Genomic DNA, 22199 nt, shown 5'->3' on the forward strand with positions numbered 1-22199 from the left:
AACTGGGAGTTTCGCAACTGCTTATCTGCACCTATCCGCACGCTGCGCTTGGCTTCGCGCGATTCTGCAAGACCGACTATATAACGGGCGCTGTCGCCTGGATTCGTCATATCCGCGGCTTCGCATGCTGCTCGCGAAGAGAGCACCCGCCATGAAATCTGCGCGACGGTCCCGGTGCTATGCTTGTCGCAACTCGTCCTTCCGGCTTTGTGCATGAACCCCGCAGAAGCAATCCCTCCCCAGTCCATCGACGGCAAATCGAAAGAGCGCATCCGCTTCGGCATCATCCTGTTGCCGAATTTCACGCTGACGGCGTTTTCCGGTTTCGTCGACCTGCTGCGCCTGTCCGCCGACGAAGGCGACTTCAGCAAGCCGGTGCGCTGCTCGTGGAGCGTCATCGGGGAAACCCTTGCACCGGTGCGCGCGAGTTGCGGCATCCAGATCACGCCGTGGGAGACCTTCGATCAGGCCGAACCCTTCGACTATGTCGTCGTCGTCGGTGGCCTGCTGCATTCGGGGCCGGCGGCGAGCGACGCGACGCTGCAATTCATCCGCCGCGCCGCCATGACCGACGCGACGCTCGTCGGCATGTGCACCGGCGTGTTCTCGCTGATGCGCGCGGGCGTGCTCGGCGGCCATCGCATCTGCGTGAGCTGGTTCCACTACTGGGATTTCGTCGAGCGCTTTCCGGCGGTCGACGAAGAACTGCTGGTCGCGGATCGCCTGTTCGTGATCGACCGGCGGCGCATCACGTGTTCGGGCGGACGCGCGTCGATCGACGTGGCGGCGGCGATCCTGCTGCGCCACTTCGAAACGGCGACGGTGCAAAAGGCGCTGCGCATCCTGCTCGTCGACGATATGCAGAAGGGCAACGCGCCGCAGCCGCATCCACCGGGCCTCGCGCCCGCGACGCATCCGAAGGTGAAGCGCGCGATCCTGCTGATGGAACAGCATGTCGGCCGTTCGCTTTCGCTCGACGAACTCGCGCACAAGCTCGACCTGTCGACGCGCCAGCTCGAACGGCTCTTCAAGGCCGAGACTGGCAAGGCGCCGCAGGCGTATGCGAAGCAGGTGCGCCTGCGCACGGCCGCCTGGCTTCTGACGAGTTCGGACAAGACAGTCGCGGATATCGCTTCGAGTTGCGGCTTCTCCGATGCCTCGCATCTCGGCCGCGAATTTCGCAAGCAATTCGGCCTGCCGCCGATGATGTATCGCGAGCAGCGCGGCACGGCCGAATCCGAAGACGCCGCGGACTACGACGAAACCTTCCCGGGCCGCGCACAGGCAATCTAGCGAGAGGACGAACCCACATGCCCCCAACGCAGGACGAATGGACGGTGCGCTGCGAGCTTGCGGCGCTGTATCGGCTGGTCGCGCATTTCCGCATGACCGACATGATCGACACGCACATCACGGCGCGCGTGCCCGGTCCCGAGCATCACTTCCTGATCAACCGATACGGCGTGCTATTCCATGAGATGCGCGCGTCGGACCTCGTGAAGATCGACAGTGCGGGGCGCGTCGTCGAAGCCGATGCCGAGGCACATCCCGGGCGCTATCGCATGAACGCGGCGGGCTTCACGATTCATTCGGCGGTGCACATGGCACGGCCCGATCTCGTCTGCGTGATTCATATCCACACTTCCGCGGGATCGGCGGTGTCGGCGCAAAAGCAGGGCCTTTTGCCGATCAGCCAGCACGCGTTGAAGTTCTACGAGCACATTGCATATCACGACTATGAAGGCATTGCGCTCGACCTCGGCGAACGCGAGCGGCTGGTTGCCGATCTCGGCCCGCACAACGCGATGATCCTGCGCAATCACGGCTTGCTGGTGGGCGGCACGTCGATTCCGGCGGCGTTCCAGGACATCTATTTTCTTGAGCGCGCCTGCGAGATACAGGTGCGCGCGCTCGCGGGCAATGCGGAGCTGTCGTTTCCGCCGGAAGCGGTGCGCCGTTTGACAGCGCAGCAATTCGCTCGCGACGAATCGGACAACATCGTGAGCCTGCAATGGCAGGCGGCGCTGCGTCTGATCGCAGGGACCGGCACGGACTATCGAAGTTGACGCAGCGTCACGCCTTTACTTGCCTTCCACGTAGGCCTTTACGGCGGGCAGCCCTTCCTTGCCGTCGAACGTCGTCACGCCCGCGAGCCACTTGTCGAGCACGGCCGGGTTCGCTTTCAGCCATTCGCGCGCGGCCTTGTTGGCATCGGTCTTGTTCATGATCGGCAGCATCACGTGGTTCTCGATGTCCGTTGTGAACTTCAGGTTCGACACCAGCTTCGCGACGTTCGGGCAGCGCGTGTCGTAGTCGGTCGGCGTGACGGTCATCACCCGGGCTTCGCCGTAGTTGGGGCCGAACACGTCGTCGCCGCCGGACAGATAGTCGATCTTCATCTGCACGTTCATCGGATGCGGTTCCCAGCCGAGAAAGACGATGGGCTTCTTGTCGCGGATCGCACGGTTCACTTCGATGAGCATGCCTGCCTCGCTCGACTCCACCAGCTTGAACTTGCCGAGTCCGTACTGGTTCGTGTCGATCATCTTCTTGATGAGCGCGTTGCCGTCGTTGCCCGGTTCGATGCCGTAGATCTTGCCGTCGAGCTTGTCGTAGTTCTTCGCGATGTCGCTGAACGACTTGATGCCTGCGTTGTAGGCGTAGTCGGGCACGGCGAGCGTGTACTTTGCGCCCGTGAGGTTCGGCGTCGGGAGCACTTTGACCTGATTGGCTTTCTTGAACGAATCGATCATCGGGTCCATGGTCGGCGACCAGTAGCCGAGGAACACGTCGATCTGCTTGCTCTTCACACCCGCGAAGGTGATCGGCACCGAGGCGATGGTCTTGGTCGGCTTGTAGCCGAGGCCTTCAAGGACAGTCGATGCCAGGCCGGTCGTGGCAGCGATGTCGGTCCAGCCGACGTCGGCGAAGCGGACATTGCGGCAGGCGGCCGGGTCGGCGGCATAAGACGTCGATACTGCGAGCGCGCACAGGGGCGCGAGCCACTTAAGGTTCATTTTCTGGGTTGCTCCCTACCGGGGTTATTGGGCTATAACGCTTTCGAACGTGTTAAACCGTTTGATATTGTTTCGCTTCTATGGAACTTGTTTTCTTTGTGGTCTATTAGCTCTGCCCCTGTCCGGGGCGGGACTTACTTTCTTTGCTGCTGCAAAGAAAGTAAGCAAAGAAAGCAGCTTTTTTAGGCAGCAGTCACCGCACGCCAAAGCACTCGCACAACTGACTGGCCCAGCCCCTAAGTGTCGCCCTCAATGGACTTCAGCGGCTTGGCGCGCGCACGCACTGACACCGCTCGCAATTCAACAAAGCGGTAAGCACCTCGTTCAGTTCCGTCCGCGCTTCGCTCGGACGAAGGGCAAGTCAAAACCATCGGTTCGCCGTCGCTCCCGCCATATCAACGAGGAACGGCAGGCCTCACCTACACGACCAATGCACCTGATGTCCGAGCGAAGCGAGGACGGATGTATGAATGCTGTGCCAGTCTCTTTGCTGTGCGATGACACATTGCGTGCCGCGCACCAAGCCCCTACGGTTCCTTGAGGGCGACACTTAGGCGCTGGGCCACTCTGCAATGCCAGAGTGTTGCCGTCCTAAGACTGCTGCCTGAAAAAGCTGCTTTCTTTGGTTACTTTCTTTGCAGCAGCAAAGAAAGTGACTGCCGCCCCGCACAGGGGCGCGCTAATAGACCAAAGGCAAAGCAAGTTCCATAGCAATTTCACGAAGACCTGAAAGCATCGGCTTAGGCTGAAAGCCGCCTTTCGACGCTGGGCGCATGCCCAAACTGCGCACGATACGCCTTACTAAAATGACATGGTGAATGAAACCCGCAAACCGCGGTAACCCGAGCAATAGAAGCGTCGGTATTACGCAGTAACTCTCGCGCCCGCCGCAGCCGCAAAGTCAGATAGTAATGCGTCGGCGACACGCTAAGAAAGGCCTTGAACATCCGCTGCAAATGTCTTTGCGACAACTGCACGAGCCGCGCGAGTTCCTCGAGCGATAAAGGCTCTTCGATATTCGCTTCCATCAGCCGCACGACTTCGATCAGTTCGGCGCGGGAAAACCCGACGCGTGCATCGACCGGAATATGCTGATAATCGCTCGACCCGCGAATCCGCTCGACGATGAACTGCTCCGACACCTGCGCCGCATGCGATTGCCCAAGCCGCATGCCAACCAGATTGAGCATCAGATCGAGCGGCGCAGTCCCGCCCGTACACGTCACGCGATCGCGGTCGATCACGAACAGCTCATCGGCAAAACGCACGTGCGGATAGCTCTTGTGCAACGGCGACATATCCTCCCAGTGCACCGTGCATCGGTAGCCATCGAGCAGGTTCGCCGCAAGCAGCGCAAAAGGCCCCGTGCAGATGCCACCAAGAGGCACGCCCTGCGCCGCCACTTCCTGCAACAACGAAATCACCTTCTCGTCGACGTAATCGCGTACATGCCAGCCCGCGCACACGATCAGCACATCCGGCATGCCGGCTTCGGCCAACGTCGTCGTCGGCTTCACGGTGATGCCATTGCTCGCACGCGCCGGCTCGCCATCGGGCGTGATCACCGACCACGTGTAGTGCTGCGCGCGACCCACGTAGTTCGCCATGCGCAGCACCTCGACCGCGCTCGTGAACGCGATCATCGAAAAGTTCGGCAGCGTGAGGAAGCCGAAGTGAGCCAGCTTCGATAACGGCGAATCGTTCGTGACGGGCGTGATCGCGTCGCGCTTCATAAGCAGATCAGCCTTGCTGCGCCGCTGGCGCCCGGCGCACCTTCATGACGCTGCGAATGCCCGAGAGCAGCGGTGCGCGTGCCATGCCCGGCGAGCGGCCAAAGCTTTCCGTGATGCGGTCGAGAATGATCGCGAGCAACACCACCGACAAGCCGCTTTCGAATCCCAGCCCGATATCGAGCCGCTGAATGCTCGCAAGCACGTCGTTGCCAAGACCGCCCGCGCCGACCATCGACGCGATGATCACCATCGAGAGCGCCATCATGATCGTCTGGTTCACGCCGGTCATGATCGAAGGCAGCGCATTCGGAAACTGCACCTTGTAGAGCAACTGCCACGGCGTGCAGCCGAACGCCTGTCCCGCTTCGACGATCTCGCGGTTCACATGCTTGATGCCGAGCGACGTGAGACGCACCGCAGGCGGCATCGCGAAGATGACCGTCGAGAGAATCCCCGGCACGCGCCCGAGGCCGAACAGCATTGCGGCGGGAATCAGGTAGACGAACGCGGGCATCGTCTGCATCAGGTCGAGCACGGGGCGCACGGCCATTTCGACGTACTTGCTCTTCGCAGTCCAGATGCCGAGCGGAATGCCGAGCAAGAGACTGATCAACGTGGAGGAAAGCGTGAGGCCTAGCGTGATGACCATCTGGTCCCAGAAGCCCGTCCCGTAGATGAGAAGCATCGAGAGCAGCGTGAAGAACGCAAAGCGCCAGCCGACGCGCCACAACCCTATGCCGACGAAGAACGCCATCAGCGCCCACATCGGGATGGCCTGCAGGCCGTGTTCGACCAGGGCGGCGAAGCTCTCGATGACCTTGCCGATGGAGTCGAACGTCTTGGCGTCGTGGTCGAGCAGATAGTGGACGCCGTGGTCGACCCAGCTACCGAGCGGAATCATTTCAGACATGGGAACCTCGATGGCGCGTTAAAACCTTCAGCACGTTCGTCTTGTTGACCGAACCACAATAAGAACCGTCCGCCTCGACAACCGGCAACGGGGCCCGGCTCGCGACGACGCGCGAAACGACGTCGTCGAGCGGCGTCGTGCGATCGATGCACTCGATCTGGTTCAAGAGCGGCGACGCGCTCCCCATCGCATCGCGGCACACAAAGCCGCGAATCTTGCGCTCACTGTCGAGCACGAATGCGTAGTCGGCGCTGCCGTTGAGCGTCTGAGCCACCGACGACGCATCGATCTGCGGCGAATGCTTCATCAGCGGCACGGCATCGGTCTGCATCAGATCGCCGGCCGTGAGGTAGCGGCTCGTGTCGATGCCGTCGAAGAACGCCTGGACATAATCGTCGGCGGGATTCGTGATGATTTCCTGCGGCGTGCCGATCTGCACGACACGTCCGCCTTCCATGATCGCGATGCGTGTGCCGATGCGCATCGCCTCTTCCAGATCGTGTGACACGAAGAGAATCGTGCGCTGCTGCTCGCGCTGCAATTCCAGCAGCACGTTCTGCATTTCCTTGCGCTTTAGCGGATCGAGCGCGGAGAACGCTTCGTCCATGATCATCAGCGACGGGTTGACCGCCAGCGCCCGCGCAAGGCCGACGCGCTGCTGCATGCCGCCCGAGAGCTGCGCCGGCAGCTTCTGCGCGAACGGCGCGAGCCCGACCTGTTCCAGGACCGTCATCGCGCGCTTCTCGCGCTCCTTGCGCCCGACTCCCGCCACTTCGAGCCCGAACGCGGCGTTCGAGAGCACGGTTCGCTGCGGCATCAGCGCAAACGACTGGAACACCATGCTCATGTCCTTGCGGCGCAGCGCAGTGAGCTCCGAGCGCGGCACCGCGGCGACGTCGCGTCCGTCGATCAGCACCTTGCCGGCCGTCGGCTCGACAAGGCGATTGATCAGGCGAATAAGCGTCGACTTGCCGGAGCCGGAAAGGCCCATAAGCACGAAGATCTCGCCTTCCTTCACTTCGAACGACACGTTATGCACACCGACGATCTGACCGGTGCGCGCGAAGACTTCTTCCTTCGTCGCGCCGCCTGCCAGCATGTCGAGTGCCTGTTTGGGGCTTGTGCCGAACACCTTGCACAGCCCTTCGACCACGACCTTGGGGGAATTCATTGAATGCTCTCCTAGCGTCGCGGACGTGCGTCCGCGCTGTGCATACATAGTTGCTAGAAATAAGTGCGCCTAGCCGACTATTTGCGACAACCACATGAGGAAATACGACACCCGTTTGAGGTGCAAACCGCACCTCGGTGGCCGGAGCCTTACGCGACAAGGGTTTGCGGGCATCCGCGAAGCGCCGGCATGAGGTTTTTGGCATGTCGTCCTGAGGCAAATCGGCGCGAATTTCCTGCCGCAAAACGAACGGTCGGCCGTAAAGAACCGCAAGCCAGCGCCGTAAACGGTAGTAAGTCCCTATCCCCCCACAAATCAGCAAGTCAATGACATCCATCAAGTTACGCCGCGCGAACGTCGGCACCAAGTTCGCCGTCCTCGCGTGCGCGCTCGCCGCCGTGATCATCGCGACCTTCACGGTCGCCGTGACCCGCTCCGCGGGCGAGCAGGTCAACGACCACGCGCTCGCGCGCGTCGAAAGCGACAATCACTCGATCGCTTCGATGATCGGCCTCTACAACAAGGCGGTGAGCGCCGAAGCCGGGCGCTTCATGTCGATCTTCACGACCGTCGTGCCGAAGGATTTCGCCCTCGACGAAACCAGGAGCGTCGACATCGGCGGCGTCGCCACGCCGACGCTCACCGCCGGCGGCACGCCGCTCAACCTCGATTTTTCGATTCCCGACGCGTTCCTCGAAAAGAGCGGCGCCATCGCGACGATCTTCGCCCGAACCGGCGATGACTTCGTGCGCGTTACGACCTCGCTGAAGAAGCAGGACGGCACGCGCGCCGTCGGCACCCTGCTCGACCGCAAGGGGCCGGCCTACGCGCCGGTGCTCGCCGGCAAGCCGTACATCGGCATTGCGGCGCTGTTCGGCAAGCAGTACATCACGGAGTACAAGCCCGTCACCGATGCGTCGGGCCGCGTGATCGCCGCGCTCTTCGTCGGCGTGGACGTGAGCGAGACCTTCGCGAAACTGCAGCAGAACATCCGCGACCTGAAGATCGGCGAAAGCGGCTACTACTTCGTCGTCGATGCGTCGAACGGCGCCAGTCGCGGCAAGCTGATCGTGCATCCGGGCGCCGAAGGCCAGCCCGCAGACGAACACGTCGCGCCGTTCGCGCAGATGCTCGAAAAGCGCGAGGGACGGCTCGATTTCGACGGCACCGACATCGCCGGCGCCGATCCGAAAGTGCACGGCGGCGCGAAGGAAATCGCGTTTACGACGGTGCCGGAATGGCAATGGCTCGTCGGCGGCATCGCGTATCGGGACGAACTGCTCGCCGACGTTCACGCGAGCCGCAACCGCTTCCTGCTGATCGGGCTCATCGTGATCGGCGCGTTCGTCGCGGCGCTGATGATTGCGGTCAAGCGCCTCGTCGGCCAGCCGCTCGACGAAGTCACGAAGACCTCCGAGCGGATCGCCGCGGGCGACCTGACCGTGCGCATCGATTCCGCCCGCGAGGACGACATCGGCCGCCTGATGCACGCGATCGACGGCATCGCGACGGGGCTCGCGCGGATCGTCTCGCAGGTTCGCCACGCGTCGGCGGACATGTCGCACGCGACCGAGCGCATCGCGTCGGGCAGCAGCGACATCTCGCTGCGCATCGCCACACAGGCGAGCAGCCTCGAAGAAGCGGCGGCCAGCATGGAGGAAATCACGTCGACGGTGCAGCAAAACGCCGCCAACACGACGCAGGCGGACAAGCTCGTCGGTTCGGCGTCCGATGCGGCGCGCGCGGGCGGCGAGGCGGTCGGCCGCGTGGTCGCGACGATGAGCGAAATCGACAAGTCGGCGCGCAAGATCGCGGACATCACGTCGGTCATCGAAGGCATCGCGTTCCAGACCAACATCCTCGCGCTCAATGCGGCTGTCGAAGCGGCGCGCGCGGGCGAGCACGGCAAGGGTTTCGCGGTGGTCGCATCGGAAGTGCGCGGACTCGCGCAGCGCAGCGCGGCGGCGGTCAAGGAGATCGAGACGCTGATCGCGGATTCGGTCGGCAAGGTGTCGGACGGCTACCGGATCGCGGAAGAGGCGAGCGGCAAGATGAGCGGCATCGTCGAGCGCGTCGCGCACGTGAACGCGATCATCGGCGAGATCAGCGCGGCGTCGCGCGAGCAGTCGAGCGGCATCGAGCAGGTCAACGTCGCCGTGATGCAGATCGGCGAGGCGACGCAGCAGAACGCGGCGCTCGTGGGCGAGGCGGAAAACTCGGCCGCCGATTTGTGCGACCAGGCCGAGCGGCTCGCGCAGGCGGTGAGCGTGTTCAGGGTCTGATTCCGGCGATTTTCCGGAACGGGAGGCGCCTTGCGGGGCGCCTTTTTTTTGGACCGGCTACGACGTCGGCCGGATCATCTCGAACATCTCGCCGATTTCCGCGTAGTCGCCGCGATAGCCGGCGCGCATGATCGGCCGGGCTGCGGCGGTATCGAATATGCCGTCCTTCAGGAATTCGCGCCGGATATGCACGCCGACGACCTGGCCGAGCGCGAGCCAGTTGTTCATCGGCTCGCCGTCGAGGTTCTTGAGGTGAACGATCTGCAACAGCCTGCATTCGAGCGCAGCCGGCGATTCCGCGACGTGCGGCACGTCCACGTTGCGCCCCGGCGCCTTGGTCAGCCCGGCAAGCTCGAACTCGTCGACGTCGTGCCCGACTGGCGCCGACGTGCGGTTCATCCGATCGGCAAGCTCGCGATTCGACAGGTTCCACACGAATTCGCCCGTCGCCTCGATATTGCGGATGCTGTCCTTATACCCTTCGCTCGAAAATCCGATGATGTATGGAAAGGACGCGAACGCGCCGAAGAAGCTGTACGGCGCGAGGTTCACGCGGCCGTCTGCGTCGCGGCTCGAAATCCAGCCGATCACGCGCGGTGCCACGATCACCTTGAACGGATCGTGACGCAGGCCGTGGCCTTCCTCGGGGCGGTAGAAATGGACGTCGTCGGTCATGTGGGGTGTCGGCAACTGAAGGAGTCCAAGCATAGCTGAGGGCGTCGATATCGGCAGGGCGATTTTTATCCGGGTTTAATTAATCTTTTATTTATACCCGGATAATATTCGATATTCTTATTCGAATCGGGCTCTCCCATGACCCAACCTGTTGTTCCGTCCTGCACGACCTTCGAGGGCCATCGACGCATTGCAACGGGCTCGCTTCAGGCAAACGCACTGGCAGCGAGACGTGCGCTTGAAGAAGGCGCGACCGAACCCGTACTGATCTTCGACGACGCAACGGGGCGCTTGATCGACATCGACATGCGAGGAACGGACGAAGACACGGCGGAAAGCCTGCCTGAAGGCGTGCAGGCCCAATCGGCGGATTTCGCCGGCGCGGGTGCTGCCGTGGTCGAGCCTCGCGGCCGCGGACGCCCGAAGCTGGGCGTGGTCGCACGCGAGGTAACACTGTTGCCGCGCCATTGGGAATGGCTCGCGACGCAGCCGGGCGGCGCATCGGTGGCACTGCGAAAACTGGTTGAGGAAGCGCGGCGCGCGAACGGCGAAAAGGACAGGATCCGCAAGGCGCACGAGCGGGCCTATCGCTTCATGTCGGCTGTAGCGGGGGACCTGCCCGGCTTCGAGGAAGCGACGCGGGCACTGTTCGCCGACGACCCACGGCGGTTCGATGAACTGGTCTGCGCATGGCCGTGCGATGTTCGGGACTACGCCACCCGCCTCGCTTTCGGCGGCAGCGAACCGGCTGCGGCTCTCGCGCAGTGAAGGACGCGCGGACAAAAAAATAGCGCCGAATGGCGCAGGTGTGGACGTCGACGGATCGGCCGCCGAGTGATAGACCTCGCGAGTCGAGAAAAACTCGCCAGTAAAGCTAGAAAAACTACATTTCAGACTGTATGAAAGCGGGCGGGAAAATTGGTCGATCGACCTTGTTCAAACGCTGTTATTCCTGTCCCGCGCCGCTTTCGTTCAAGCTCACAGACGGATTCCGAAGGCCGTGCCGCGCGACTTGCGACTGCGCTCGGCTTCGCGGTGACGCGCTTGGTACGAGTAATCCGAGTCGAGCGGCAGGTGCGGCGATTCGAACAGCGAAGCAAATTTTTGCAGCAGGGCGAAGAGATAGCTCATGTCAGACTCCGGTTAATGTTGCAGGGTTTTCCCTTAGAACCAATTATAGGGTTTTCACCTAACGATTTCTAGTGCAACGCAACATTTCAGTCTGAAAATTTTGTAGTTTTTCTACAACAGTGGTTTCCAGGTGCCGCCGTCGATAGGGGGGACAGGTCTGGAACGGCCATCGGACGGGCTTGCGCTGCCCAAAAAGAACGGACGCGAAGACAGCACGCGCTGTGGCGCACGCGTCACGGACGCGCGCGAATGACCGTAAGGCTCGAATGGAGAATGGAAGCGGCGCGCCGCTCAGCGGACAGTCACACCTGTGCGGTGAGCGGCGTGCTTCACCGCGTGCTTTTTCGGCGCGGCGTCGTTGCGCGCGGCGCTCACGGGCTGGACCGGCGACGCATCGGGGGATTCCTTCAGCGTGCTCAGCGCGTTGAGCGTGCTGACATTCGCGGAGTCGGTGTCGAACAGGGACGACAGCGTCGCCTCCTGGTTGAGCATCAATTGCTCGATGCGCTGCTGCTGCAACGCGCTGTCGCGGCTCATGCGCATGAGCAGCAGCGTCTGCGCGACGCCCGTCGCGACCGTCACGAGCATCGCGCAGACGATGATCGTCAGCATCGTCTTCATGCGGCGCGAGTGCGCCGTCGAAGACGCGCGCTGGTCGGCGGTCACGGCGTAGAGCGCATCGATGGTGTCGGCGAAGGCCGTCGCGCGGGCGCGGTCGAGTTCGGGCGAGGCGGGATCGTCGCTGCGCTGCGCCGTGCCAGTACGATGTTTCCGGCGATCGGCGTCGACCAGCGCGGCGGCATGCGACGACGGCGCGGGACACGCCTCGGCAACGCCGCCCTGCGATGCCGCGCCGGACTCATGCACCAGGCGGAATGCGGCTTCTGGTTCGTTACGGTGCTCGGGAGTCGTCGCGGAAACGGGTTTCGAGTCGGTGTACTTTGGGTCGGCAGAGGGGTTCTCCTCTGGTGCCTCATCCATCGCCAGCGCCAGTTCGTCGCCCGATACCGTATTTGCAGCAGCGGACCGCGTCGCGCTGGTCGGCCTGACCACCGAAACCGACGCACTCGCCGTCTTGCCGCCACGACGCGCCTGCGCCGCCGCCGAACCCGACGGCTCGACGTCCAGCGTCGCGTCATTCGCGACGGCCGCACCCGTGCGGCCCGCACGCCTTGCCTGCACTGCGTCGCTACCTGCGCCCGACTGCACCGCCGCCATGAACACATCCGGCAGTTCGAAACCGGCGAGCGTGCCCTGCCGGATGTCCGTGTTCATCGCCTGAAACGTCGCGCGCTCGATGTCTTCCGCGAACAGATCCAGCGTGCCTTCGCTGCGCGGGTCGCTCGTCAGTTGCGCGAGCCGCTGCGCGGAGCGCGCGGCGCGGGCGAGTTTCTTTTCGGCATCGTTGGAAACGGCGGCTTCGTTACCGTCCGGCCGCGAAGCCGTCGATGCAGCGCCGTTGCGGCGCGATGGCGTCCGCGAAGGCTTGTTCGTCTGGTCGGGCTGAGGCGCGGTTTTTACAGCGGAATCTGGCATAAGTTCGGAGAGCGGCGGCCGGAAAAGACGGCGCGCGGAAAAGAAAATGCGGATCTGCGTTTTTTCGAGACCGCATTGTCGCACGGCTCAGCGCCTTGCCTGGCGGTAATCTGCGCGATTTTGCCGATTCCGCGCGACGCGTGTTTACGTCCGCGGCGTCATCGAAGGAAACCGATCACGACGCGTCTTCTTCCCTGAATTCGCGCACGCTCGGAAGCGTGCGCAGCCGGTCGCAGATCGCCAGATATTCCGGCGACGACACGCGCGACAGCACGACCTGCACTTCGTCGAGTTCCGGCGCATCCTCGCTCTGCTGCACGACGAACTGCTTCACGCGCACGCTGCCCGGCCCGAGCGCCTCGTGCAGCGCATGAAAACTCAGCGAGCCGCGCTCGACCAGCATCGTCAGTTGCCGGCGCTGTTTTACGGAGATGAAGCGTCGCTCCAGCGGTTTGATCCCCGCCAGGATGATCAGAATGATCGCGGTGGCGGCAATCGACGCCGTGTAAAGCCCGCCGCCGACCGCGAGGCCGATCGCCGCGACCGACCAGAGACTCGCCGCCGTCGTGAGCCCGCGCACGATCTCGTTGCGCAGGAGGATCGAGCCGGCGCCGAGAAAGCCGATCCCGGAGACGACCTGCGCGGCCATCCGCGAGGGATCGAGGACCACGTGGTCGCCTTGCAGTGCATCGGCGAAACCGAACGCGGACACCATCATGATCAGCGACGACCCGACGCACACCAGCATGTGCGTGCGCAGGCCGGCCGCCCACGAGAGGCGTTCGCGCTCGAAGCCGATCACGCTGCCGAGCGCAGCGGCCATCACGAGCCGCGAGACGAGTTCCAGATTGCCTAACATGGATGTCTGTCCTCCTTTTCGTTGTGGATGTGGGCCTTATCTCGCCGCACCGGGCCCCCTTGGCGTCCCGCATACGCCGATGCGGGTTTGCTATGCTTGGCGCCTCGCACGCCGCACGTCGTGTGCCGCATGACGCGGTGCGCTTTTCTCGAATGCCGACCACCAACAATTCGCCGTATGCAAGATCAGAAACCGCATGACGCATCCCGCCAGCCCGCCACGCCTTCCGCCGACGGCGCCGCGCTGCGCGATCACTACGCGAACGTCGTGCTGCCGATCTGGCGCGGCCCCGGCTTCAACGCGAAACTCGGCCTCGCCTATGAGGCGGTATCGCCGGACGATCACGCCGCGCTGCCGCCGTCGCGCTACCGGGCGATGGCCTGCGCGCGCCAGTTGTTCGTCTTCTCGCTCGCAGGCGATCTCGCGCATGCGGGAACGCTCTTCGCCTCGTTGCGGCACTATTTTCAGGACAAGGAAAACGGCGGTTGGTTCTATAGCGTAGACGCGGATGGCGCGCCTTTCGAGCGCCAGAAGGATCTCTACACGCACGCGTTCGTGATTTTCGCCTGCGCGGCGTACGCGAAGAAAAGCGGTTCAGCCGACGCAATCGCTTTATTGAACGAGACTTCGGCGCTGGTCGAAACGCGCTTCGCGTTGGCAAGCGGCGCGCTGAACGCGGTGATGTCGGAAGACTTTGGCGGCGTGCTCGAAACGCCTTTGCAGAACCCGTTGATGCACTTGACCGAGGCGTGGCTCGCCGCGCGCGACGCCACCGGCGACGCCGCGTTCGACCGCCGTCTCGAAACGCTCGCTCGCGATGTCGCGCGGATGTTCGTGCATCGCGAAAGCGGTTGTATCGCGGAATTGCCGATCGGCGCGGCGGGCAATCGCCTGGAGCCGGGGCATCAGTTCGAATGGTATTTTCTGGTGGAAGGCAGCCGTCATCCGGCGTTCAATGCCGCCGGCCTGCGCGAGCCGCTCGCGCGCGCCTTCGAGTTCGCGCACCGCTACGGCGTCGATCCGGTGACAGGCGGCGTCTTCGCCGCCCTCGACGAGCAAGGCCGCGTGAGCGACGGCACGCAGCGCATCTGGGCGCAGACCGAATACCTGCGCGCACTGGCGACGCACGACAGCGAAGCCAGCCGCGCCGAGTTGCCGCTGCAGATCGCGCGCTTCAGCGAGCGCTTCCTGCACGCGCGCGGCTGGATCGAATGCCAGTCGGCGGAAGGCGTGGTGACGCGCGCCGACATGCCGTCGACCACGCCCTACCACCTCGCCACGGCTTACGAAGCGCTACGCTGATCAAACCGCGGAAAGCCGCGTCGCGCGAAACGAAGGCGTTGGCTCGCGCGCGTCGCGCACGGCGCCATCGAGCACGGCGTCGGAGATCTGGAACACCGACACCGCCGCCTTCAACTGACGCGTCTGCTCGTGCAGCGATTGCGCCGCTGCCGCCGCCTCTTCGACGAGCGCCGCGTTCTGCTGCGTCATCTCGTCCATTTGCGTGACGGCCTGGTTGACCTGCTCGATGCCCGTGCTCTGCTCCGCCGACGACGCGCTGATCTCGGCCATCATCTGCGTGACGCGCGAAATCGACGACGACACCTCGCGCATCGCCTGCCCCGCGCGCTCGACGAGCGCCGAGCCGTCGCTCACCTGCGACACCGACTCGCTTATCAGCTCCTTGATTTCCTTCGCCGACTGCGCGCTGCGCTGCGCGAGTCCGCGCACTTCGCCTGCGACGACCGCGAAGCCGCGTCCCTGTTCGCCGGCGCGCGCCGCCTCGACGGCCGCGTTGAGCGCGAGGATGTTGGTCTGGAACGCGATGCCGTCGATCACCGAAATGATTTCCGCGATCTTGTCCGAGCTTTGCGCGATGCTGCGCATCTTCTCGACGACGTCCGCAACCACGCCCGTGCCGCGCGACGTTGCGGTGAGCGCGTCGCCCGCGAGCGAATTCGCTTCGCGCGCGTGTTCGGCGTTCTGGCGCACGGTCGCGGTGAGTTCCTCCATGCTCGACGCCGTCTCTTCGAGCGACGCCGCCTGATTCTCCGTGCGCGCCGACAGGTCGGCGTTGCCGGTGGCGATTTCATCGGCGCCGTAGTTGATCAAATCCGACGTCTCGCGCACCGTCGCAACCGTGCGCGCGACGCTTGCCTGCATCACCGCGAGACCCGCGAAAAGACGGCCGATCTCGTTGCTGCCGCGATCGGCGATGCGCTCGTCGAGCCGGCCTTGCGCAATGCGGTCGAAGTGACGGCCCGCTTCTTCGAGCGGCGCGACGAGCCCCCGCCGCAGCGCGACGTGCACCAGTACGATGCCCGCAACCAGCGCGATGAAGATGCCCGCGCCCACCGCGCGGAACAGGAAGAAGCGCTGATCGATCGACTCGAGATAGGCGCGGCCGGCGGCGTCGCCGAACTGCATGAATTTTTGCTGCTCGGCGAGGTAGCGGTCCTGAAAGCCTTGCGTCGGCTGGTCGAGGAACGCCTGGATGTTGCCGGAGTCGAGATACTGGACGAGTTCGCCGAGCGCCTTCGAATAGGCCGCGTACTTGTCCTGCATCGCGGCGACGCGCGCCTGGTTGTCGTCGCCCGTTTTTGGCGCGCCGACGAATGCGGCGAACGACTTCTCGGCAAGCGCGATCTGTTCGCGCGCGTGCTGCACGATCTCGACCGGTTCCGCGCCGCCACGCACCATCCGCGTCCCGGCGCGCGAGAGGTTGATGCGCGCGTCCATCAGGCGCTGCGTGGTCTCGTTGACCATGTTGACCTGCTTGAGCGCGATGTTGGACAGGTTGCCCACATCGTCATGCGTATTCGACAACGACCAGAAACCGAGCCCTTCCGTCACCACCTGAAACAGACAGAACACCAGCAGTACCGCGAGCAAACCTGAAGCAACCTTGATTTTTCCCAACATCCTGACACCCGAATTCATGTATTGGCCCTCGACAGCGGCAATCTGCGGGTTTACGGCAATCAAGGGCGCGCACTTGAACGGAATTCGCGCTTTCCTCTTCGAATACGCGCGCGGCAAGCTTTTTGAAACAATTGCGAAAGATTTTCAGCGGCTTTTGGCGAACTTCCTTGCAGAGTGGACGAACGCTACCTACAGTCTTTGCAGGACCGAACCCACCGAAGGAGTGTCCGAATGGCCGAAATCGTCGATATCGCTCGCGGTGCGCTGAATGCGCAACCGTTCAGCGCCTTGCTTGGAACGAAACTGATGCAGGTCGACTCAGCGAGTCTTACGCTGTGTCTCACCATTCGTGACGACCTGAGGCAGCAACACGGTTTCGTGCATGGCGGCGTGGTGAGTTATCTCGTCGACAATGCGCTGACGTTCGCGGGCGCGCTGAGGCTCGGCCCGAAGGTGGTCACGGGGGAATACAAGATCAACTATCTGCGGCCCGCCGTGTCCGGCACGCTGATGGCGCGGGCCCGCGTGATCCACGCCGGCATGACGCAGGCTACCTGCCAGTGCGACGTCTACGTGACGGACGGCAACGCCGAGCGGCTCGTCGCGGTCGCGCAGGGCACGATCAACCGCATCGGTGAAGGCGCGCCGGAACCGATTAGATTCGACGCCTGAGCGCTTTTCCGGCGGCATCGGCGTGATGAACCTCGCTCGAACGCGAGGTTTTTTGTTGTGCGCGGATCGCTCCCGTAAAAGCTCACGTTTCGACCCGCGTTAAAAAAAACCGTCGCGCCCCGATGCGCAACGGCTTTTACCCGCTCGCCTGCTTTACTGCGCCGCGACGGTCTTTTGCTGCTGTTCGCCCAAGCCCTGAATGCCGAGGCGCATCGTCTGCCCGGCCTTGAGGAACACCGGCGCGGGCTTCACGCCCATGCCGACGCCCGGCGGCGTGCCGGTGGAGATGACGTCGCCGGGTTGCAGGCTCATCACCTTCGACAGGTACGACACCAGTTGCGCGACGTTGAACACCATCGTGCGCGTGTTGCCGTTCTGATAGCGGTGTCCATCGACTTCGAGCCACAGGTCGAGCTTCTGCGGATCGGCGATTTCGTCCTTCGTGACGAGCCAGGGCCCAAGCGGGCCGAACGTGTCGAAGCCCTTGCCCTTGTCCCATTGCGTGCCGTGTTCGAGCTGCCACTCACGCTCCGACACGTCGTTGATCACGCAATAGCCCGCGACGTAGTCGAGCGCGCTGGCTTCGTCGACGTATTTGGCTTCCTTGCCGATGACCACGCCGAGTTCCACTTCCCAGTCGGTCTTCTTCGAATCGCGCGGAATCTCGACGTCGTCGTTCGGGCCGCAGATCGCGCTCGTCCATTTTCCGAAGATCACAGGTTCGGTCGGCACCGGCAGGTTCGATTCGGCGGCGTGATCGGCGTAGTTGAGGCCGATGCACACGAATTTGCCGACGCGCCCGACGCACGGGCCGATGCGCGGCTCGCCCGAAGCGACCGGCAGCGTCGCCGGATCGATGGCGCGCAGTTTCGCGAGACCCGCGTCGGTCAGCGTGGCGCCGGCGATGTCGTCGACGATGCCGGACAGATCGCGAACCTTGCCGTCGGCGTCGAGAAGACCCGGTTTTTCCTGACCCTTCGGCCCAAAACGAAGCAGTTTCATCTGGTTTGATCCTCGTGTTTCAAAAGGTGATTCGGTTGCCCGGCAGCCTAGTTCGACCAGCCGCCGTCGATCAGATGGATCTGACCGGTCGTGAACGACGATTCGTCGGACCCGAGATAGAGCGCCAGCGCCGCGATTTCCTCCGGCTTGCCGACGCGCCCCATCGGTTGGCGCGCGACGAACGCCGCCTGCACCTGCTCGATCGCCGCGCCCTGCGCCTTCGCCTGCTCCGCGATGCGCTGCTGCAGCGAAGGCGAATCGACGGTGCCGGGGCAAATCGCGTTGCAGCGGATGCCGCGCGTGACGAAATCGGCGGCGACAGCCTTCGTCAGGCCGATCACGGCCGCCTTGGACGCACCATACACGAAGCGGTTCGGCACGCCCTTCACGCTCGACGCCGCCGACGACATGTTGATGATCGAGCCGCCGCCCTTCGCGAGCATCGCCGGGAGAAACGCGCGGATCGTACGGTACATCGCCTTCGCGTTGAGGTCGAAGGCGAGATCCCAGTCCGCCTCGCTCGCTTCGAGAATCGAACCCGCGTGCACGAAGCCCGCGCAATTGAACAGCACGTCGATCGTGCCGATTTCGCTCGCGAGAGCGTTGACGGCTTTCGTATCGAGCACGTCGAGCTTGCGGACTTCGAACGGCTTGCCTTCGAGCGATTCGGTGCGGATGTCGGTTGCGATCACGCGCGCGCCCTCGGCCGCGAACAGCTCGGCGGTCGCGAGACCGATGCCCTGCCCCGCTGCCGTGATCAGCGCGGTCTTGCCTGCCAGTCTTTGTATCATCTACAGCTCCGGTTGAAAGTATTTTTGAGACATGCCGGGTATATCGCCGGTTCAACCGGCGTCACAGGCGGTAGAACGAACGGGCGTTTGCGCCGAATATCGCCGCTTCGTCCGTTTTTTCGAGATCCGGACGCTGTCTGCAGAGCGCGCGGGCCGCGTCGTGCCAGCCAGCATAATCGCCATTCAGGTTGAGGACCGGCCAGTCGCTGCCCCACATCAGGCGTTGCGCACCGAAATGTTCGAAAAGATGGTCGACGTAGGGTTTCAATACGGATTCGTCGCAATTTTGCGAGGCTTCGGTGACGAGACCCGACAGCTTGCAATAAGGCTGCTGCGGCAAGGCAGCCAGCTGCGCGATGCCGTCGGCCCACGGCTGCCAGCCTGCGGCGCCGTCGCGAATCGGCGGCTTCGCGCCATGATCGACGACGATCCTCAATTCCGGATAGCGCTGCGCAAATTTTGTCAGCGACGAAACGTGGCGCGCGAAAATCAGCGCGTCAAACGCGAGATCGAGTTCGATGAGTTTCCTGATCGCAGGATCGATCGGCGCAGTTTCGATCCATCGGTCGTCGGGCAGGTCCTGCAGCATCGGACGTACGCCCTTGAACTTCGGATCGCGCGCGAGCGATTCGATGAGAGCGGGCGCGTCGGGCGCATCGAGCGGCACCCAGCCGACCACGCCCGCGATTGAATCGTCCGCGCGCGCCAGATCGAGCAGATAGCGCGTTTCGTCGACCGTCGGCGCCGCCTGGACGACCACCGTGCGCTCGATGTTCACCGCGTCGCGCAACGGTTCGAGATCGCCGGGACCGAATACGCGATACAGCGCTTTCATTTCCGGCTTGAGCCAGCCGTAATCGCCGCGCGCGGGGTTCCAGTAATGCTGGTGAGCGTCGATATTCATCGCGGCACCGGCGCGTCCGGATGCAGCAACTGGTTTGCGTGCAGGGCGTCCCACAGCGCGGCGGGTAGCGGCTCCGCAAACGACGCCGCGTTCTCGACCACTTCGTGAGCGCTGCGCGCGCCCATCAGCACGGTCGCGACAACTTTATGCGCATAAGGAAATTGCAGGGCCGCGCTCGACAGCGCGACGCCGTGCTCGCGGCAAACGCGTTCCAGCTTGCCGACCTGTTCCACGATCGCAGCAGGCGCATCGCCGTAGTTGAACTTCAGGTCGCCTTCGGCGTTCGCGTCCAGACCGCGCGCGAGGATGCCCGAGTTGAACGCGCCGCCGAGCAAAATGCTGACTTCGCGCTTTTCGCACTCCGGCAGCAAGTCGTCGAGGACGGCCTGTTCGAGCAGCGTGTATCGTCCGGCGAGGAGCGCGCAGTCGATGTCGAACTCGGCCATGGCTTCCCGGATCACCGCTCCTTCGTTCACGCCAAGTCCGACTGCCTTCACGCCGCGCGTCTTGCGCAGTTCGTCCAGTGCGCGAAATCCGCCGTCGTCGGTGAGTTGCCGCCAGTAAAAGGCGTTCTTCTCGCCGTGCGTCACGCGGCCGATGTCGTGAATCAGCACGATGTCGATATCCACGATGCCGAGACGCTGCTGGCTGTCTTCGAACGAGCGCAGGATGCCGTCGTAGCTGTAGTCGTAGATCGCTTCGAACGGTAGCGGATTCGCCCAGCCTTCGCTGCCGTCGTAAGGGTGCACGCGCGGCACGAAGCGGCGGCCGACTTTCGTCGAAAGCACGTAGTCGGCACGCGGATAGCGGCGCAGCGCGTTGCCGAGGCAGTGCTCCGCTTTCGTATGGCCGTAGTGCGGCGCGGTATCGAAGAAGCGGATGCCGGTTTGCCACGCCGCGTCGACGGTCGCCATTGCCGCTTCTTCCGAAAGCTCGTGATACAGCCCGCCGAGCGGCGCGGTGCCGAGCGAGAGGGCCGTCACTTCGAGCGAGGTGCGGCCGATTCTCCGGCGGCGATTGACCTGGTCGACCACGGTGTCGACTGTTTTGCTGTTCATCTGCGCGACCTCATTGCGATGCGATTTGCACGACCTTCGCCCCAACCCCGACATTACGCGCCGTCGCCGCGCGCGGCAAATGCGCCGGCAGGCAAGCTGGCCCGACCGGCTCGAAGGTCTTGTACGTCAGGATGAACTCCTGATGCCCGAGCCCTTCCGACTTCGAGGCCGCGCCGGCCGCCACCGCGACGGTCGCATCGAAGACTTCGCGTCCGACTTCGTCGAGCGTCGCGCGGCCTTCGAGGATGCGGCCCGCGTCCACGTCCATGTCGCCGGACAGGTTGCGGTAAGTCGTTGGGTTGGCGCAGACCTTGATGACGGGCGAGATCGCCGAACCGACCACCGAGCCCCGCCCGGTCGTGAACAGGATCACATGCGCGCCGCACGCGATCAATTCGACGATTTCCGCGTTGTCGCTGATATTGGGAAAGCCGAAGCGCGGCTCGCCGTCGGGGACGACGTCGAGCAGGTACAGGCCGCCGGTCGGCGGAACGTCGCCGGGCTTGACGATCCCGGCGATCGGCGACGCCCCGCTCTTCGCGTACGCGCCGAGCGACTTTTCTTCCTGCGTCGTGAGACCGCCGTCCGCGTTGCCGACGGCGAAGGAACCGTGGCCGAGAATCGAGTAGTAGCGCGCCGCCTTCGCCACGCACGCGACGATTTCCGCGCCCAGCTCCGGCCGCGCCGCGCGCTTTTCCATGTGATATTCGCAGCCGACGAGTTCGCCGGTTTCCTCGAAGATGCAGGTCGCGCCCGCTTCGATCAGCGCATCGAACGCGCGGCCGACGGCCGGGTTGGCCGTGATGCCGCTCGTGCCGTCGGAGCCGCCGCAGATCGTCCCGACGACGAATTCATCGAGTGCCATCGGCACCTTCGGCTGGGCGGCGAGCGTCGCGCGTGCTTCGCGCACCCAGTCGAGACCGTTCTGGATCGTGCTGCGCGTGCCGCCCTTTTCCTGGATCGTGAGCACGTGGGCCGGGCGTCCGGTGGCGCGGACCGCATCGACCAGATGGTGCTTGTTCATGCTCTCGCAGCCCAGCGAGACGAATAGCACAGCGCCGACGTTCGGATGAGTCGTCAGGCGTTCCATCATCTTTTCGGCGTAGCTGTTCGGATAGCAGCCGGGGAAGCCGATCAGGTGGACGGGCGGGTCCTGCTCTTCGTGATCGTCGAACGCGTCGAAAGCCGGGCGGAAATGCGCGACGATTTCGCGCGCCACGTGATGCGCGCATTCGACGAGATACGCTACCGCGACGATGTTTCGGATGCCTTTGCGTCCGTCGGAGCGTTCGTAACCTTGCAGGTTGGGCGTTTTTGAGGATGGAGTCGTCGGCATGGTTTGGCGATTTGTCCTGCGGTTTCTTTTTTGCCCTCGCGGGCGGTGGGTGATTTTTGCTGGCGCTTGGGTCTTCAACGCCCGTTTGATGCGCTGGTGCTCCTGTGGAACTTGCCTTCTTAGCGGTCTATTAGCTCTGCCCCTGTCCGGGGCGGGACTTACTTTCTTTGCTGCTGCAAAGAAAGTAAGCAAAGAAAGCA

Annotated in this window: 21 protein-coding genes; 7 read left to right on the forward strand and 14 right to left on the reverse strand. The window is 63.6% G+C overall.

Features of this window, described 5'->3' with window-relative positions; all coding sequences use genetic code 11:
- Positions 1–213: 213 nt before the first annotated feature.
- Entirely contained in the window at positions 214–1293 is a 1080-nt protein-coding gene (locus tag AWB81_RS31945; RefSeq protein ID WP_062641117.1) for a GlxA family transcriptional regulator, read from the forward strand.
- Between the two features lie 17 nt (positions 1294–1310).
- Positions 1311–2066: a class II aldolase/adducin family protein gene (locus AWB81_RS31950; RefSeq protein WP_062641120.1), complete on the forward strand. Its 756-nt coding sequence runs from the start codon at positions 1311–1313 to the stop codon at positions 2064–2066.
- A gap of 15 nt (positions 2067–2081) precedes the next feature.
- Here the strand turns inward: AWB81_RS31950 and AWB81_RS31955 are convergent, their stop codons facing one another.
- From AWB81_RS31955 to AWB81_RS31970, 4 genes are all read right to left on the reverse strand, one after another.
- A complete protein-coding gene (locus tag AWB81_RS31955) occupies positions 2082–3017 on the reverse strand; it encodes a choline ABC transporter substrate-binding protein (protein ID WP_062641122.1) in 936 nt (311 codons plus the stop codon).
- Positions 3018–3757: 740 nt separating this feature from the next.
- The gene (locus AWB81_RS31960; RefSeq protein WP_062641124.1) at positions 3758–4750 is read right to left on the reverse strand and encodes a GlxA family transcriptional regulator; all 993 of its coding nucleotides are present in this window, start codon (positions 4748–4750) and stop codon (positions 3758–3760) included.
- A 7-nt stretch (positions 4751–4757) separates the two neighbouring features.
- The gene (choW, locus tag AWB81_RS31965; protein ID WP_062641126.1) at positions 4758–5660 is read right to left on the reverse strand and encodes a choline ABC transporter permease subunit; all 903 of its coding nucleotides are present in this window, start codon (positions 5658–5660) and stop codon (positions 4758–4760) included.
- Complete coding sequence (locus tag AWB81_RS31970; protein WP_062641128.1) at positions 5653–6831, reverse strand: quaternary amine ABC transporter ATP-binding protein; 1179 nt, start codon at positions 6829–6831, stop codon at positions 5653–5655. The genes choW and AWB81_RS31970 overlap by 8 nt, the downstream gene beginning before the upstream one ends.
- Before the next feature lie 326 nt (positions 6832–7157).
- Here AWB81_RS31970 and AWB81_RS31975 point away from each other — a divergent pair, with 326 nt between their 5' ends.
- Entirely contained in the window at positions 7158–9113 is a 1956-nt protein-coding gene (locus AWB81_RS31975; RefSeq protein ID WP_062641131.1) for a methyl-accepting chemotaxis protein, read from the forward strand.
- A gap of 57 nt (positions 9114–9170) precedes the next feature.
- On the opposite strand, the gene AWB81_RS31980 is transcribed toward AWB81_RS31975, so the two are convergent.
- Positions 9171–9788, reverse strand: coding sequence for a flavin reductase family protein (locus AWB81_RS31980; RefSeq protein WP_062641133.1), 618 nt, complete (start codon positions 9786–9788; stop codon positions 9171–9173).
- A 138-nt stretch (positions 9789–9926) separates the two neighbouring features.
- On the opposite strand from AWB81_RS31980, the gene AWB81_RS31985 reads away from it, so the two are divergent.
- A complete protein-coding gene (locus tag AWB81_RS31985) occupies positions 9927–10556 on the forward strand; it encodes a DUF2239 family protein (RefSeq protein WP_062641135.1) in 630 nt (209 codons plus the stop codon).
- A gap of 210 nt (positions 10557–10766) precedes the next feature.
- Here AWB81_RS31985 and AWB81_RS46525 read toward each other — a convergent pair whose 3' ends face one another.
- From AWB81_RS46525 to AWB81_RS31995, 3 genes are all read right to left on the reverse strand, one after another.
- Positions 10767–10919, reverse strand: coding sequence for a hypothetical protein (locus tag AWB81_RS46525; RefSeq protein WP_167306281.1), 153 nt, complete (start codon positions 10917–10919; stop codon positions 10767–10769).
- A gap of 291 nt (positions 10920–11210) precedes the next feature.
- Entirely contained in the window at positions 11211–12455 is a 1245-nt protein-coding gene (locus tag AWB81_RS31990; protein WP_143753559.1) for a hypothetical protein, read from the reverse strand.
- Between the two features lie 175 nt (positions 12456–12630).
- Positions 12631–13314, reverse strand: coding sequence for an MgtC/SapB family protein (locus AWB81_RS31995; RefSeq protein ID WP_062641137.1), 684 nt, complete (start codon positions 13312–13314; stop codon positions 12631–12633).
- Between the two features lie 177 nt (positions 13315–13491).
- On the opposite strand from AWB81_RS31995, the gene AWB81_RS32000 reads away from it, so the two are divergent.
- On the forward strand, positions 13492–14616 hold the full coding sequence (locus tag AWB81_RS32000) for an AGE family epimerase/isomerase (RefSeq protein ID WP_062641139.1): 1125 nt from the start codon (positions 13492–13494) through the stop codon (positions 14614–14616).
- Here the strand turns inward: AWB81_RS32000 and AWB81_RS32005 are convergent, their stop codons facing one another.
- A complete protein-coding gene (locus AWB81_RS32005) occupies positions 14617–16236 on the reverse strand; it encodes a methyl-accepting chemotaxis protein (protein WP_087135329.1) in 1620 nt (539 codons plus the stop codon). It abuts the gene before it with no gap.
- Positions 16237–16467: 231 nt separating this feature from the next.
- Here AWB81_RS32005 and AWB81_RS32010 point away from each other — a divergent pair, with 231 nt between their 5' ends.
- Complete coding sequence (locus AWB81_RS32010; RefSeq protein WP_062641141.1) at positions 16468–16908, forward strand: PaaI family thioesterase; 441 nt, start codon at positions 16468–16470, stop codon at positions 16906–16908.
- A 153-nt stretch (positions 16909–17061) separates the two neighbouring features.
- Here AWB81_RS32010 and AWB81_RS32015 read toward each other — a convergent pair whose 3' ends face one another.
- From AWB81_RS32015 to AWB81_RS32035, 5 genes are all read right to left on the reverse strand, one after another.
- On the reverse strand, positions 17062–17910 hold the full coding sequence (locus AWB81_RS32015) for an ureidoglycolate lyase (protein WP_062641143.1): 849 nt from the start codon (positions 17908–17910) through the stop codon (positions 17062–17064).
- 47 nt (positions 17911–17957) lie between these two features.
- Positions 17958–18701, reverse strand: a complete 744-nt coding sequence (locus tag AWB81_RS32020; RefSeq protein WP_062641145.1) for an SDR family oxidoreductase — start codon at positions 18699–18701, stop codon at positions 17958–17960.
- A 61-nt stretch (positions 18702–18762) separates the two neighbouring features.
- Positions 18763–19605: an amidohydrolase family protein gene (locus AWB81_RS32025; protein WP_062641146.1), complete on the reverse strand. Its 843-nt coding sequence runs from the start codon at positions 19603–19605 to the stop codon at positions 18763–18765.
- Complete coding sequence (locus AWB81_RS32030) at positions 19602–20663, reverse strand: aldo/keto reductase (protein ID WP_062641148.1); 1062 nt, start codon at positions 20661–20663, stop codon at positions 19602–19604. The genes AWB81_RS32025 and AWB81_RS32030 overlap by 4 nt, the downstream gene beginning before the upstream one ends.
- 10 nt (positions 20664–20673) lie before the next feature.
- On the reverse strand, positions 20674–21999 hold the full coding sequence (locus AWB81_RS32035; RefSeq protein WP_062641150.1) for a UxaA family hydrolase: 1326 nt from the start codon (positions 21997–21999) through the stop codon (positions 20674–20676).
- Between AWB81_RS32035 and AWB81_RS47225 the strand changes: the two genes are divergently transcribed.
- Positions 21998–22199, forward strand: a 202-nt coding sequence (locus AWB81_RS47225) for a hypothetical protein (protein ID WP_144444226.1), incomplete at its 3' end; no start/stop codon positions are given. The two genes, AWB81_RS32035 and AWB81_RS47225, sit on opposite strands and share 2 nt — an antisense overlap.

This window comes from Caballeronia arationis (assembly GCF_001544975.2).
GTDB lineage: Bacteria > Pseudomonadota > Gammaproteobacteria > Burkholderiales > Burkholderiaceae > Caballeronia > Caballeronia arationis.

Excerpts from the sequence above, each read along its gene's own strand:
- AWB81_RS31945 (WP_062641117.1), top strand. The coding sequence starts at position 214 with ATGAACCCCGCAGAAGCAATCCCTCCCCAGTCCATCGACGGCAAATCG.
- AWB81_RS31950 (WP_062641120.1), top strand. The coding sequence starts at position 1,311 with ATGCCCCCAACGCAGGACGAATGGACGGTGCGCTGCGAGCTTGCGGCG.
- AWB81_RS31955 (WP_062641122.1), bottom strand. The coding sequence starts at position 3,017 with ATGAACCTTAAGTGGCTCGCGCCCCTGTGCGCGCTCGCAGTATCGACG.
- AWB81_RS31960 (WP_062641124.1), bottom strand. The coding sequence starts at position 4,750 with ATGAAGCGCGACGCGATCACGCCCGTCACGAACGATTCGCCGTTATCG.
- choW (WP_062641126.1), bottom strand. The coding sequence starts at position 5,660 with ATGTCTGAAATGATTCCGCTCGGTAGCTGGGTCGACCACGGCGTCCAC.
- AWB81_RS31970 (WP_062641128.1), bottom strand. The coding sequence starts at position 6,831 with ATGAATTCCCCCAAGGTCGTGGTCGAAGGGCTGTGCAAGGTGTTCGGC.
- AWB81_RS31975 (WP_062641131.1), top strand. The coding sequence starts at position 7,158 with ATGACATCCATCAAGTTACGCCGCGCGAACGTCGGCACCAAGTTCGCC.
- AWB81_RS31980 (WP_062641133.1), bottom strand. The coding sequence starts at position 9,788 with ATGACCGACGACGTCCATTTCTACCGCCCCGAGGAAGGCCACGGCCTG.
- AWB81_RS31985 (WP_062641135.1), top strand. The coding sequence starts at position 9,927 with ATGACCCAACCTGTTGTTCCGTCCTGCACGACCTTCGAGGGCCATCGA.
- AWB81_RS46525 (WP_167306281.1), bottom strand. The coding sequence starts at position 10,919 with ATGAGCTATCTCTTCGCCCTGCTGCAAAAATTTGCTTCGCTGTTCGAA.
- AWB81_RS31990 (WP_143753559.1), bottom strand. The coding sequence starts at position 12,455 with ATGCCAGATTCCGCTGTAAAAACCGCGCCTCAGCCCGACCAGACGAAC.
- AWB81_RS31995 (WP_062641137.1), bottom strand. The coding sequence starts at position 13,314 with ATGTTAGGCAATCTGGAACTCGTCTCGCGGCTCGTGATGGCCGCTGCG.
- AWB81_RS32000 (WP_062641139.1), top strand. The coding sequence starts at position 13,492 with ATGCAAGATCAGAAACCGCATGACGCATCCCGCCAGCCCGCCACGCCT.
- AWB81_RS32005 (WP_087135329.1), bottom strand. The coding sequence starts at position 16,236 with ATGTTGGGAAAAATCAAGGTTGCTTCAGGTTTGCTCGCGGTACTGCTG.
- AWB81_RS32010 (WP_062641141.1), top strand. The coding sequence starts at position 16,468 with ATGGCCGAAATCGTCGATATCGCTCGCGGTGCGCTGAATGCGCAACCG.
- AWB81_RS32015 (WP_062641143.1), bottom strand. The coding sequence starts at position 17,910 with ATGAAACTGCTTCGTTTTGGGCCGAAGGGTCAGGAAAAACCGGGTCTT.
- AWB81_RS32020 (WP_062641145.1), bottom strand. The coding sequence starts at position 18,701 with ATGATACAAAGACTGGCAGGCAAGACCGCGCTGATCACGGCAGCGGGG.
- AWB81_RS32025 (WP_062641146.1), bottom strand. The coding sequence starts at position 19,605 with ATGAATATCGACGCTCACCAGCATTACTGGAACCCCGCGCGCGGCGAT.
- AWB81_RS32030 (WP_062641148.1), bottom strand. The coding sequence starts at position 20,663 with ATGAACAGCAAAACAGTCGACACCGTGGTCGACCAGGTCAATCGCCGC.
- AWB81_RS32035 (WP_062641150.1), bottom strand. The coding sequence starts at position 21,999 with ATGCCGACGACTCCATCCTCAAAAACGCCCAACCTGCAAGGTTACGAA.